The sequence below is a fragment of the Mangrovibacter phragmitis genome, assembly GCF_040429585.1.
Lineage (GTDB): Bacteria > Pseudomonadota > Gammaproteobacteria > Enterobacterales > Enterobacteriaceae > Mangrovibacter > Mangrovibacter phragmitis.
In genome coordinates this window covers 202024-215332 of sequence record NZ_CP134782.1, presented here as the reverse complement: position 1 = coordinate 215332, position 13309 = coordinate 202024, and the positions used below count along the sequence as shown (strand labels likewise).

The following is a 13309-nucleotide window of genomic DNA, read 5'->3' as shown; positions in this document are numbered from 1 at the left end:
CCAGCCCCAATTTTCCGTTGTCATTGGTAAAAAGGTGGCAAAGGCAGCCACTCCGTAGACTGGCGGGTATCAACTTCAGAAAGGATACCCAACATGACGATTCGCCATTGCGTCGCGGTTGACCTGGGCGCCTCAAGTGGCCGGGTAATGCTGGCAACCTACGACAACATTCAGCGCCAGATAGCGTTAACAGAAATTCACCGCTTCGCTAATTGCCTGAAAACGGTTGACGGCTTTGATACCTGGGATGTGGATAAGCTGGAACAGGAAATTCGCACAGGCCTGCAACAAGTCTGCGACCACGGCATTACCGTAGACAGCATTGGCATTGATACCTGGGGCGTGGATTTTGTCCTGATTGACGCCAACGGCCAGCGAGTTGGCCTGCCGGTTTCCTACCGTGACAGCCGCACAGATGGCGTGATGGCCGGAGCATTTCACACGCTGGGTAAAGAGGTTATCTACCGCAAAACCGGCATCCAGTTTCTGCCATTCAATACGCTGTACCAACTAAGAGCACTGGCTGAACAACAACCGGAACTGCAGGGGCAGGTAGCCCATGCCTTGTTGATCCCCGATTACCTGGCGTTTCGCCTTACCGGCAACCTCAACTGGGAATACACCAACGCCACAACCACACAGCTGGTGAATATCAACACCGATAACTGGGACCAGGAACTGCTGGGCTGGGCAGGCGTGCCAGCCCACTGGTTTGGCGCCCCCACCCACCCCGGCAACCTGATTGGCCACTGGGTATGCCGCGAAGGGAAACGTATTCCACTGGTTTCTGTCGCAACCCATGATACTGCCAGCGCCGTACTTGCTGTGCCCCTGCAAAGCAAAAACGCCGCCTGGATTTCGTCTGGCACCTGGTCTCTGATGGGCTTTGAAAGCCGTCGTCCCTGGACCAACCCGGCGGCACTGGCCGCGAACATCACCAATGAAGGCGGCGCTGAAGGGCGCTACCGGGTGCTGAAAAACATTATGGGCCTGTGGTTACTGCAACGTGTCTGCCGTGAATACCAGGTCACTGATTTACCAGACCTGATTGAGCGGGCAAAAGCGCTCCCCGCCTGCCGCTCGCTGATTAACCCCAACGATGACCGTTTTATCAACCCGGACAATATGGGGCGGGAAATTCAGGCCGCCTGCCGGGAAACCCACCAGGCAATTCCTGAAGATGATGCTCAACTGGCGCGCTGCATTTTTGACAGCCTGGCGTTGCTCTACGCAGACACCCTGCGTGAACTGGCCAATCTGCGCAATCGCCCGTTCGATGCACTGCATATTGTTGGCGGTGGCAGCCAGAACCATTTCCTTAACCAGCTTTGTGCTGACGCCTGCGGCATACCTGTTATCGCAGGCCCAACTGAAGCCTCGACTCTGGGCAATATCGGCTGCCAGCTCATGGCGCTGGATGACATCCACGATGTCGATGACTTCCGCTATGTGGTGTTCAGCAGCCAACCACTTACCCATTTCCAACCCGATTCAGACAGTGAAATTGCCCGCTATGTCGCGCAGTTTCCACAACAACTTCAACCGAATAAGGAGCTTTGCGCATGAGCACTCAACTTGATCAAGCCTGGGAACTGGCAAAACAACGCTTTGCCGCAGCGGGTGTGGATGCTGAGAAAGCCCTGCAACAACTGGACCGCCTGCCTGTTTCCATGCACTGCTGGCAGGGCGATGATGTCGTGGGTTTTGAAAACCCGGAAGGCGCGCTGACTGGCGGCATTCAGGCCACCGGTAATTACCCGGGGAAAGCACGCACCGCCGCAGAATTACGGGCCGATTTAGAACAAGCGATGAGCCTGATCCCCGGGCCAAAGCGCCTGAATCTGCACGCTATTTATCTGGAATCAGCAACACCTGTTGAACGCGATGAGATAAAACCAGAACATTTCGCCAACTGGGTGAACTGGGCGAAAGCGCAAAAACTGGGGCTGGATTTTAATCCCACCTGCTTTTCGCACCCGCTGAGTGCCGATGGCTTCACGCTGTCCCACCCGGACGACAAAATCCGCCAGTTCTGGATTGATCACTGCAAAGCCAGCCGCCGTATTTCCGCCTATTTTGGCGAACAGTTGGGCACACCCTCTGTGATGAATATCTGGATCCCGGATGGTATGAAAGACATCACGGTAGACCGCCTCGCCCCGCGCCAGCGTTTACTGGCCGCGCTGGATGAAATCATCAGCGAAAAACTCAACCCGGCTCACCATATCGACGCGGTAGAAAGCAAACTGTTCGGTATTGGCGCAGAAAGCTACACCGTAGGTTCCAGCGAGTTCTACATGGGTTACGCCACCAGTCGCCAGACGGCACTGTGCCTGGATGCCGGCCACTTCCACCCAACCGAAGTTATCTCCGACAAAATCTCCGCCGCCATGTTGTATGTGCCGCGCCTGTTGCTGCACGTCAGCCGCCCGGTACGCTGGGACAGCGACCACGTTGTGCTGCTCGATGATGAAACCCAGGCCATCGCCAGTGAAATTGTGCGCAACAACTTGTTCGACCGCGTACACATTGGTCTCGATTTCTTTGATGCCTCGATTAACCGTATCGCCGCCTGGGTGATTGGCACCCGCAATATGAAAAAAGCCCTGTTGCGCGCCTTACTGGAACCTACCGCAAAACTGCGCCAGCTAGAGCTGGAAGGCGACTATACAGCACGCCTGGCGCTGCTCGAAGAGCAAAAATCACTGCCATGGCAGGCCGTCTGGGAACGTTATTGCCAGCAACACGATACCCCGGCTGATGCCTCCTGGCTCACCACCGTTCGCCATTATGAAAACGACGTTTTACGTCAACGCTAAGGAGTTCACATGCAATCTATTCTTTCTTCCTGGTTTGTGACCGGAATGGTTAAAGCCACCAGTGATATGTGGCTCAAAGGCTGGGATGAGCGTAATGGCGGCAATATCAGCCTGCGTGTGGACGCCGCAGATGTGGAACCTTATCGCAATGACTTCTATGCAGAGCCACGCTGCGAAGAACTGACTCAGCCCGCGAAAGAACTGGCAGGATGCTGGTTCCTGGTCACCGGCTCCGGCAAATTCTTCCGTAATGTGCAGATTGACCCAGCCGCAAACCTGGTGCTGCTGCGCATTACTGATGACGGCATGGCTTACCACATTCACTGGGGCCTGAGTGAAGGCGGCCTGCCCACTTCTGAACTGGCCGCGCACCTGCAATCTCATGCCGTGCGTAAACAGCTTTCAGGCGACCGCGACCGGGTAATCATGCATTGCCACGCCACTAACCTGATTGCCCTGACTTATGTTCTGCCACTCAATGCTGCCAGCTTCACCCGCAAATTGTGGGAAGGCAGCACGGAATGCCTGGTGGTGTTCCCGAACGGCATTGGCATTGTGCCCTGGATGGTGCCAGGCACCGATGGCATTGGTAGCGCCACCGCAGAACAAATGAAATCTCACAGCCTGGTACTGTGGCCGCACCACGGTGTCTTCGGTACCGGGCCTGACTTAGACGAAGCGTTCGGTTTGATAGATACCGCAGAGAAATCTTCCCAGGTTCTGGTGAAAGTATTGTCGATGGGCGGAATGAAACAAACCATCACCACAGAACAACTGATAGCCCTTGGCAAACGCTTTGGCGTCACGCCAATGGCTGAAGCCCTTAATGCGTAAGGAGCACTATCATGAGTTTTATGCTGGCATTACCCAAAATCAGTCTGCATGGCGCAGGTGCGATTGGGGATATGGTTCATATGGTGTCAGGAAAACAGTGGGGTAAAGCGCTGATAGTCACTGACGGGCAACTGGTGACACTGGGTCTGCTCGATTCCCTGTTCGCTGCCATGAAACACCACAACATGGAATACCATTTATTCGATGCGGTGTTCCCCAACCCAACAGAAGCACTGGTACAACAAGGCTTTAAGGCGTTCCGGGACGCAAAATGTAATTTTATCATCGCCTTTGGCGGCGGCAGCCCAATTGATACCGCCAAAGCCATCAAGATCTTAACCGCTAACCCGGCACCTTCGACCAATTATTCCGGGGTAGGCAAAGTGAAAAACCCGGGTGTTCACCTGGTGGCGATCAACACCACCGCTGGCACCGCCGCTGAAATGACCAGCAACGCAGTGATCATCAACAGTGAACGCAAAGTCAAAGAAGTGATTATCGACCCGAATATCATTCCGGATATCGCTGTCGATGACGCCAGCGTGATGCTCAACATTCCGGCATCGGTTACCGCCGCTACCGGGATGGATGCGCTGACCCACGCCATTGAAGCCTATGTGTCGATTGGCGCACACCCACTGACAGACGCCAATGCGCTGGAAGCGATTCGCCTGATCAGTACCTGGTTGCCAAAAGCGGTTGATAACGGCAAAGACCTGGAAGCCCGCGAAATGATGGCTTATGGCCAGTATCTGGCGGGCATGGCATTCAACAGCGCCGGGCTGGGGCTGGTACATGCACTGGCCCACCAGCCAGGCGCAACCCACGACCTGCCACACGGTGTATGTAATGCAATTCTGCTGCCTGTTATTGAAAACTTTAACCGTCCGGCTGCCGTAGCCCGTTTTGCGCGCGTCGCCGAAGCCATGGGTGTGAATACGCAGGGAATGAGCCAGGAGTTAGCCAGTGAGAAAGCGATAGAAGCGATTCGCGAACTGTCAGCCCGTGTCGGCATTCCCACCGGGTTCAGCAAACTGGGTGTGACTCAGGAAGATATAGAAGGCTGGCTGGATAAAGCTCTGGCAGACCCTTGTGCGCCGTGTAACCCACGCACCGCGACACGAGAAGAAGTGCGGGCGCTTTATCTGGAGGCATTATGATCCGTAAAGCATTTGTTATGCAGGTGAACCCCGATGCACATGAAGAGTATCAACACCGCCATTCGCCGATTTGGCCTGAGCTGGAAGCGGTTCTTAAACAGCACGGTGCTCATCACTATGCTATTTATCTCGACGCTGAGCGCCATCTCCTGTTTGCCACAGTAGAGATTGAATCAGAAGAACGTTGGGACGCTGTTGCACAAACTGAGGTTTGCCAGCGGTGGTGGAAGTATATGCGGGATGTAATGCCAACTCACTCAGATAACAGCCCGTTAAGCGATACACTCAAACCGGTATTTTATTTGCCCTGAGTGTTCAGGTGATAACAACCAGGCCGCACAGTGTTGCAGCCTGGTTGCGTTGCGCTATTACATGGCCTGCTCAGTCAGCAGGCTTACACCGGTTGCCCCCGCAATACGCGCCAGGTAAGCCTGCACCTGGTCACCAAAGTGGATATTTTTGACAATAGTCAGGCTGCGCAATACCGGGAACAAAATAAAATCAGTAATATCAATAGTGTCGCGTTCGGCAACCAGTGGCTCCAGTGCCGCCAGTTGAGGCTCTACATCTGCCAGTAACGCGGGCGTATCGGCAATCAGTTGCTCCAGGTCGCCAAATGCTTTTTCTTCACGCAGGCGGTAAGCCTCACGAGCTTGTGGCGTTGCCAGCTCGGCAAAATCACCCTTAGTAAAACGCGGCACAGCAAGGTTAAACGCGCTTTTTGATACCTGTTTGCACCAGGCTTCTATCGCCGCATCTACTGTTCCCGTTGCCACCAGAGGTGCCTGTTTGCTGTCAAGATAGTGCACAATATCCATACTTTCCGGCATATAACTGCCATCTTCTTTTTGCAAAATGGGCACCACCTTGCGCCCTACCATACGGGTTGGGGTTTCAGCATCGCCTTCCATAATGATATCGATATCGACGGGCAAACTTTTCAGCCCGACAATCATCTGCGCACGCAAACAAAACGGGCAATGTTGGTAAATAAAAAGCTTCATAACTCGCCTCACAAAACAGAATCAGGTGTATGGCCGGCAAGGCCCTGGAGACAGAACGCAAACAAGAATCAATTAGCAATCTAACCATTGTGGGGCAGGAAGCAGGGAGATGTAAAGGGGATGAAGAACGCAACGCAACCGGCGAATAGCAATACTGTGCTGGCAGACTTGCTGTTGCCACCAGGCACAGAACATACAGCCACTCAGCACAACACAAAAAGCCCCGCTACTTGCAGCGGGGACAGTTCGCGTAAGACCGGTGAACCGCAGAAAGGAAGACAAGGTTATTCCGCCCGGACGGCGGAATAAGGCGAAACGAGGCATGGATGCCGAGTCGAGCCGGCCGCAGGCTGACTGCCCGGAGGTGAACGCAGTGCGCAGCACCGGTCGCCCGCGAAAACGGGGATTGCAAAGGGGGCGAGCCCCCTTTAGCCCGTTCACAGGCTGTGAAGCCACATTAGCCACTTAACTTCAGGTGAACGGAACCCGCTACACTGACACACTGCAAGTGAATGGAAACAACCACACTGCAAGTGAACGGAACAGTCACCGCAGTAACAGTAATCTGCCAGCAAAAAACACACAAAGACATACCAGGCACAGAACATACAGCCACTCAGCACAACACAAACAATCCGCTACTTGCAGCGGGGACAGTTCGCGTAAGACCGGTGAACCGCAGAAAGGAAGACAAGGTTATTCCGCCCGGATGGCGGAATAAGGCGAAACGAGGCAGGATGCCGAGTCGAGCCGGCCGCAGGCTGACTGCCCGGAGGTGAACGCAGTGCGCAGCACCGGTTGCCCGCGAAAACGGGGATTGCAAAGGGGGCGAGCCCCCTTTAGCCCGTTCACAGGCTGTGAGGCCGCATTAACCACATCACTGGAAGTGAACGGAAACAGCTGGTTCCACTGCAAGTGAACCAAAATAACCACACCAGCCCGAGACTCATTACTCCGCCGCAACTAACCGCTGCGGATGGGTATACACCGTAGCACGCCCTGGCTTACTGAACCCCACCAGCGTCAGATTACAACGTTCAGCCACTTCAACCGCCAGCGTGGTTGCGGCAGAAACAGCGAACAGAATCTCCACACCGCACATAGCTGATTTTTGCACCATCTCGTAACTGGCCCGGCTGGACACCAGCACCGCACCCTGCGGCCAGTGCTCACGGCTGCGACGCCCCAACAGTTTATCCAGCGCCACATGGCGGCCCACATCTTCGTGGCCACCGGCAAGCACGCCGTCTGGCATCATCCATGCGGCAACATGGGTACAACCGGTGAGCTGCCCCACTGGCTGGAATGTTTTCAGGCCGCCAAGCCCGGAATCCAGATAGCGCAGGTCAAAGGTTTGAGTAAAAGGCAACGGGGTAATCGGTTTGCCAATGTCATTCAGTTGCTCTACACCGCACACACCACAGCCAGTGCGCCCGGCCAGCGCCCGGCGGCGTTCTTTCAGTCCCATAAAGCGGCGGCTGGAGAGTTCAATTTGCACTTCAAGGCCGTTACAGGATGGCACAACTTCCATGCCATAAATTTCCTGTGAAGTTTCAACAATCCCTTCCGATAAAGAGAAACCAAGGGCAAATAATTCCAGGTCTTTTGGCGAAGCCATCATCACAACATGAGAAATACCGTTGTAAACCAGTGCAACCGGCACTTCTTCTGCCAGCCAGTCAGGTTGCGCATGCGTTAAATCACTGCGTTTCCATAGCGGGATTTGTCTGGCAGATGAGCACTCTGCCACATTTTCTAAGTAGTCAACCGGTTCTCTTTTCACTTTGTATTAACCGTAATAAAACAGCCTTAGCAACATTATGATATTCTTTTCAGACTATCCTTGATGGATACAGGGATATTTAACTATTCGCATAGTGTGAACCTTTGCGGCACACACCGCAAAAAAGAAAATAACCGTGACAATGTCGAACAAGGAGTAAACCATGCAGGTCAGCAGAAGGCAGTTCTTTAAGATCTGCGCTGGCGGTATGGCAGGTACAACAGCTGCGGCACTGGGGTTTGCCCCAGGTGAAGCGTTAGCGGAGACCCGGCAATATAAATTGCTGCGCAGCCGCGAAACCCGCAATACCTGCACATATTGTTCAGTCGGTTGTGGGCTATTGATGTACAGCCTCGGCGACGGCGCAAAAAATGCAAAATCCTCAATTTTCCATATCGAAGGGGATCCGGATCACCCGGTAAACCGGGGCGCACTGTGCCCGAAAGGTGCCGGTCTGGTGGATTTTATCCACAGTGAAAGCCGCCTGAAATACCCGGAGTACCGCGCGCCAGGTTCTGATAAGTGGCAACGTATTTCCTGGTCAGAAGCGTTTGAGCGCATCGCCAAACTAATGAAGGAAGACCGCGACGCCAACTTTGTCGCGCAGAATGCTGAGGGCACCACAGTCAACCGCTGGCTCACCACCGGCATGCTGTGCGCATCCGCCTCAAGCAATGAATCGGGCTATCTAACCCAAAAATTTTCCCGGTCGCTGGGTATGCTGGCGGTCGACAACCAGGCGCGTGTCTGACACGGACCAACGGTAGCAAGTCTTGCTCCGACGTTTGGTCGTGGTGCCATGACCAACCACTGGGTGGATATCAAGAACGCCGATCTTGTCGTTGTAATGGGTGGCAACGCCGCTGAAGCGCATCCGGTTGGGTTCCGCTGGGCGATGGAAGCCAAAATACGCAACGGCGCGAAGCTGATTGTTATCGATCCGCGTTTTACCCGTACAGCGTCTGTCGCTGATTTTTACACGCCAATCCGTTCCGGTACTGACATCGCATTCTTGTCAGGCGTATTGCTGTACCTGATTACCAACAACAAAATTAACCGCGAGTATGTCGAAGCCTACACTAACGCCAGCCTGATAGTGCGTGAAGATTTCAGCTTCGAAGATGGTCTGTTCTCAGGCTATGACGAGCAAACCCGCAAATACGATAAAACCACCTGGCATTACGAGTTGGATGACCAGGGCTTTGCGAAGCGCGATACCACGTTAAGCCACCCGCGTTGTGTCTGGAACCTGCTGAAAACCCACGTCTCACGCTATACGCCAGAGATGGTGGAAAATATCTGCGGGACACCCAGGGCAGATTTCCTGCAGGTGTGCGAATACCTTGCCGAAACCAGTGCGAAAGACAAAACCACCTCGTTCCTGTATGCCCTCGGCTGGACACAGCACTCCGTAGGCGCACAGAACATCCGCACCATGGCGATGATCCAGTTGCTACTGGGGAATATGGGCATGGCAGGTGGCGGGGTTAACGCCCTGCGCGGGCACTCGAATATTCAGGGGCTGACGGACCTGGGGCTGCTGTCGCAGAGCCTGCCGGGCTACCTCTCGTTGCCGAGTGAGAAGCAGACCAGCCTGGAAACCTACCTGCAAGCCAGCACGCCCAAACCCACGCTGCCCGGCCAGGTAAACTACTGGGGCAACTACCCGAAATTCTTCGTCTCCATGATGAAAGCCTTCTTCGGGGAACACGCCACCAAAGAAAACAGTTGGGGGTTCGACTGGTTACCCAAATGGGACAAGATGTACGACGTGTTGCAGTATTTCGAGATGATGCATCAGGGGAAAGTGAATGGCTATATTTGCCAGGGCTTTAACCCGGTGGCGTCGTTCCCGAATAAAAACAAAGTCGTGGCATCGCTGTCGAAGCTGAAATACCTGATAACTATCGACCCACTGAACACCGAAACGGCGACATTCTGGCAAAACCACGGCGAGTCGAATGATGTGGACCCGTCCACTATTCAGACCGAAGTGTTCCGCCTGCCATCCACCTGTTTTGCAGAAGAAAATGGCTCTATCGTCAACTCTGGCCGCTGGCTGCAGTGGCACTGGAAAGGTGCAGATGCCCCAGGCGAAGCGCTGAATGATGGCGAAATCCTCGCCGGTATTTATCTGCGCCTGCGCGAAATGTACGCCAGTGAAGGCGGTACAGTGCCTGAGCCAGTGCTCAACATGACCTGGAATTACCTTACGCCACAAGCGCCAGATACCGAAGAAGTGGCGCGGGAAAGCAACGGTAAAGCCCTGGCGGATATCCTTGACGATAAAGGCAATGTGCTGGTGAAAAAAGGCCAGCAATTGTCCACCTTCGCCCACCTGCGTGATGACGGCACCACCTCAAGCGGTTGCTGGATATTCACCGGTAGCTGGACGCCAGAAGGTAACCAGATGGCGCGCCGAGATAACGCAGACCCATCCGGGCTGGGGAATACGCTGGGCTGGGCATGGGCCTGGCCGCTTAACCGCCGCATTCTCTATAACCGTGCGTCTGCAGACCCGCAAGGCAACCCGTGGGATCCAAAACGCCAGTTACTAAAATGGGATGGTACCAAATGGAGCGGCGTGGATGTCGCGGATTACAGCACAGCCGCACCTGGCAGTGGTGTCGGGCCGTTCATCATGCAGCCGGAAGGCATGGGCCGCTTGTTTGCCATCGACAAAATGGCGGAAGGGCCGTTCCCGGAACACTATGAACCTTTTGAAACGCCAATTGGCACCAACCCGTTACATCCGAAAGTGGTCTCCAACCCGGCGGCGCGCCTGTTTAACGACGACCGTGACGCCATGGGGAAAGCCGACAAGTTCCCGTATGTCGGCACCACATACCGCCTGACGGAACACTTCCACTACTGGACCAAGCACGCCCTGCTTAACGCTATCGCGCAGCCAGAACAGTTTGTGGAAATTGGTGAAAAGCTGGCGAACAAGCTGGGAATTGCACATGGCGATATGGTGAAAGTCTCCTCTAACCGTGGCTATATCAAAGCCAAAGCAGTGGTGACCAAGCGTATTCGCACCCTCAAAGTGGATGGTAAAGACATCGACACCATCGGTGTACCGATTCACTGGGGCTACGAAGGTGTGGCACGTAAAGGCTTTCTTGCCAATACACTGACGCCGTTCGTGGGCGATGCCAATACCCAGACGCCAGAGTTCAAAACCTTCCTGGTCAACGTGGAAAAAGTGTAACGGAGACGATTTATGGCTTATCAATCGCAAGACATCATTCGTCGTTCCGCAACCAACGGTGTTACCCCCGCGCCACAAGCGCGGGACCACCAGCAGGAAGTGGCGAAGCTTATTGATGTCACCACCTGTATTGGCTGTAAAGCCTGCCAGGTGGCGTGTTCGGAATGGAATGACATCCGGGATGAAATCGGTCACAACGTGGGAGTGTACGACAACCCCGCCGACCTGACAGCCAAATCCTGGACGGTGATGCGTTTTTCCGAAGTAGAGCAGAACGACAAACTGGAGTGGTTAATCCGTAAAGATGGCTGCATGCACTGTGCCGACCCGGGCTGCCTGAAAGCCTGCCCATCGGAAGGCGCTATTATTCAGTATGCCAACGGCATTGTGGATTTTCAGTCTGAGCAGTGTATTGGCTGTGGTTACTGCATTGCCGGTTGCCCGTTCGATGTCCCGCGCATGAACCCGGACGACAACCGGGTTTACAAATGCACTCTGTGTGTGGACCGGGTGACTGTCGGCCAGGAACCCGCTTGTGTGAAAACCTGCCCGACCGGAGCCATCCATTTTGGCTCCAAAGAAGACATGAAAAACATTGCCAGTGAGCGTATCAGCGAGCTGAAAACCCGTGGGTACGACAACGCCGGGTTATATGACCCACAAGGCGTTGGCGGTACTCACGTCATGTATGTGTTACACCATGCCGACAAACCGGGCCTGTATCACGGCTTGCCGGAAAACCCGTCCATCAGCCCGACAGTGAAATTCTGGAAAGGGGTATGGAAACCGCTGGCCGCTATTGGCTTTGCGGCAACCTTCGCCGCCAGTATTTTCCACTATGTAGGAGTTGGCCCGAACCGGGCCGATGACCAGGATGATGATGACGAGGACAACCACCGCCACCAGAGTAACCATAACGGGGGCCGCCAATGAAAAAGTCCGACAAAATAGTGCGCTACACCGCACCAGAGCGCATTAACCACTGGATAACCGCGTTCTGTTTTTTGCTGGCGGCTGTCAGTGGGCTGGGGTTCTTCTTCCCTTCCTTTAACTGGCTGATGAACATTTTTGGTACGCCGCAACTGGCCCGTATTCTCCACCCCTTCGCCGGGGTGGTGATGTTCGCGTCTTTTATCATCATGTTCTTCCGTTACTGGCACCATAACCTGATTAATCGCGACGACATTTTGTGGGCGAAAAATATCCATAAAATTGCGAAAAATGAGGAGGTTGGCGATACCGGGCGCTATAATTTCGGCCAGAAATGTGTGTTCTGGGCGGCGATTATTTGCCTGCTATTGCTACTGGCAAGTGGCGTGGTTATCTGGCGGCCTTATTTTGCCAGCGCCTTCCCGATTCCGCTCATTCGTGCCGCATTACTGGTACATTCATTTGCGGCAGTGGCCCTGATTGTGGTTATCATGGTGCATATCTACGCGGCGCTGTGGGTGAAAGGGACAATTACCGCCATGGTGGAGGGCTGGGTTACCAGCGCCTGGGCGAAAAAGCACCACCCACGCTGGTTCCGCGAATTACGCCAGAAACAGGAAAAATCAACTGAATGAGTATTCGCATTATTCCGCAAGATCAGTTGGAGAAGAGCGAAAAACGCACGGCGGATATGATTCCGCCGTTATTATTCCCCAGACTCAAGAATCTTTATAACCGCCGGGCAGAACGCCTGCGCGAACTGGCTGAGAGTAACCCGCTGGGTGATTACCTGCGCTTTGCCGCACTGATTGCCCATGCCCAGGAAGTGGTGCTGTACGACCACCCACTGCAACTGGACCTCACCAGCCTGATTGCCAGTGCGGCCGAAAGTGGTAAACCGCCGCTGGATATTCACACTCTGCCGCGTGATAAACACTGGCATAAACTCCTGCACTCACTGATTGCCGAGCTGAAGCCTGAAATGAGCGGCCCGGCGCTGGCCGTGATTGAAAACCTGGAGAAAGCGTCAGAACAGGAACTGGAGAGCATGGCAACCAGCCTGTTCGCCAGCGATTTTGTGGCAGTCAGCAGCGATAAAGCGCCTTTTATCTGGGCCGCCTTGTCACTCTACTGGGCGCAAATGGCCGCGTTAATTCCGGGTAAAGCCCGCGCGGAATATGGCGAACACCGCCAGTTTTGCCCGGTCTGTGGCAGTATGCCGGTCTCCAGTATGGTGCATATCGGTAGCAATAATGGCCTGCGTTACCTGCACTGTAACCTGTGCGAAACTGAGTGGCACATGGTGCGGGTAAAATGCAGCAACTGCGAGCAGACCCGCGATTTACACTACTGGTCGCTGGACAGCGAACAGGCCGCCATTAAAGCGGAAAGCTGTGGTGACTGCAGCACCTATCTGAAGGTGCTCTACCAGGAAAAAGACCCGAACGTCGAAGCCGTTGCCGATGACCTGGCTTCCCTGGTACTGGATGCCCGCATGGAGCAGGAAGGCTTTGCCCGCAGCAGCATCAACCCGTTCCTGTTCCCGGGGGAAGGGGAATAACCATCCT

The 13309-nt window shown here is 54.5% G+C and carries 11 protein-coding genes; 9 read left to right on the top strand and 2 right to left on the bottom strand.

Annotated features, from left to right (window positions below):
- Positions 1-93 precede the first annotated feature (93 nt).
- From rhaB to rhaM, 5 genes are read left to right on the top strand one after another with little or no spacing between them, the layout of a single operon-like run.
- Positions 94-1566: a rhamnulokinase gene (gene rhaB / locus MPHASIOC01_RS01045; RefSeq protein ID WP_064597609.1), complete on the top strand. Its 1473-nt coding sequence runs from the start codon at positions 94-96 to the stop codon at positions 1564-1566.
- A complete protein-coding gene (gene rhaA / locus MPHASIOC01_RS01040) occupies positions 1563-2819 on the top strand; it encodes an L-rhamnose isomerase (RefSeq protein WP_064597606.1) in 1257 nt (418 codons plus the stop codon). The genes rhaB and rhaA overlap by 4 nt, the downstream gene beginning before the upstream one ends.
- A 9-nt stretch (positions 2820-2828) precedes the next feature.
- A complete protein-coding gene (gene rhaD, locus MPHASIOC01_RS01035) occupies positions 2829-3653 on the top strand; it encodes a rhamnulose-1-phosphate aldolase (RefSeq protein ID WP_064597605.1) in 825 nt (274 codons plus the stop codon).
- Between the two features lie 11 nt (positions 3654-3664).
- Positions 3665-4813, top strand: a complete 1149-nt coding sequence (fucO, locus tag MPHASIOC01_RS01030; RefSeq protein ID WP_353613764.1) for a lactaldehyde reductase — start codon at positions 3665-3667, stop codon at positions 4811-4813.
- Positions 4810-5124 (top strand): L-rhamnose mutarotase, encoded by a 315-nt coding sequence (gene rhaM / locus MPHASIOC01_RS01025; protein ID WP_064597601.1) that lies wholly within the window; start codon positions 4810-4812, stop codon positions 5122-5124. The genes fucO and rhaM overlap by 4 nt, the downstream gene beginning before the upstream one ends.
- A gap of 57 nt (positions 5125-5181) precedes the next feature.
- On the opposite strand, the gene grxB is transcribed toward rhaM, so the two are convergent.
- Both grxB and fdhD read right to left on the bottom strand, forming a co-directional pair.
- Complete coding sequence (gene grxB, locus MPHASIOC01_RS01020; protein WP_064597599.1) at positions 5182-5817, bottom strand: glutaredoxin 2; 636 nt, start codon at positions 5815-5817, stop codon at positions 5182-5184.
- Positions 5818-6766: 949 nt separating this feature from the next.
- Positions 6767-7600 carry a formate dehydrogenase accessory sulfurtransferase FdhD gene (fdhD, locus tag MPHASIOC01_RS01015; protein WP_064597596.1) on the bottom strand — a complete coding sequence of 278 codons (834 nt, stop codon included), beginning with the start codon at positions 7598-7600 and terminating at the stop codon, positions 6767-6769.
- A 163-nt stretch (positions 7601-7763) separates the two neighbouring features.
- On the opposite strand from fdhD, the gene fdnG reads away from it, so the two are divergent.
- Genes fdnG through fdhE form a run of 4 tightly spaced genes read left to right on the top strand, consistent with a single transcriptional unit; the run spans position 7764 to position 13302 of the window.
- Positions 7764-10811: a formate dehydrogenase-N subunit alpha gene (gene fdnG / locus MPHASIOC01_RS01010; RefSeq protein ID WP_353613763.1), complete on the top strand. Its 3048-nt coding sequence runs from the start codon at positions 7764-7766 to the stop codon at positions 10809-10811.
- A 12-nt stretch (positions 10812-10823) separates the two neighbouring features.
- The gene (fdxH, locus tag MPHASIOC01_RS01005) at positions 10824-11744 is read left to right on the top strand and encodes a formate dehydrogenase subunit beta (RefSeq protein ID WP_353613762.1); all 921 of its coding nucleotides are present in this window, start codon (positions 10824-10826) and stop codon (positions 11742-11744) included.
- Positions 11741-12376 (top strand): formate dehydrogenase cytochrome b556 subunit, encoded by a 636-nt coding sequence (fdoI, locus tag MPHASIOC01_RS01000; protein ID WP_064597588.1) that lies wholly within the window; start codon positions 11741-11743, stop codon positions 12374-12376. The genes fdxH and fdoI overlap by 4 nt, the downstream gene beginning before the upstream one ends.
- Positions 12373-13302: a formate dehydrogenase accessory protein FdhE gene (gene fdhE, locus MPHASIOC01_RS00995; protein WP_064597586.1), complete on the top strand. Its 930-nt coding sequence runs from the start codon at positions 12373-12375 to the stop codon at positions 13300-13302. The genes fdoI and fdhE overlap by 4 nt, the downstream gene beginning before the upstream one ends.
- Positions 13303-13309: the final 7 nt, after the last annotated feature.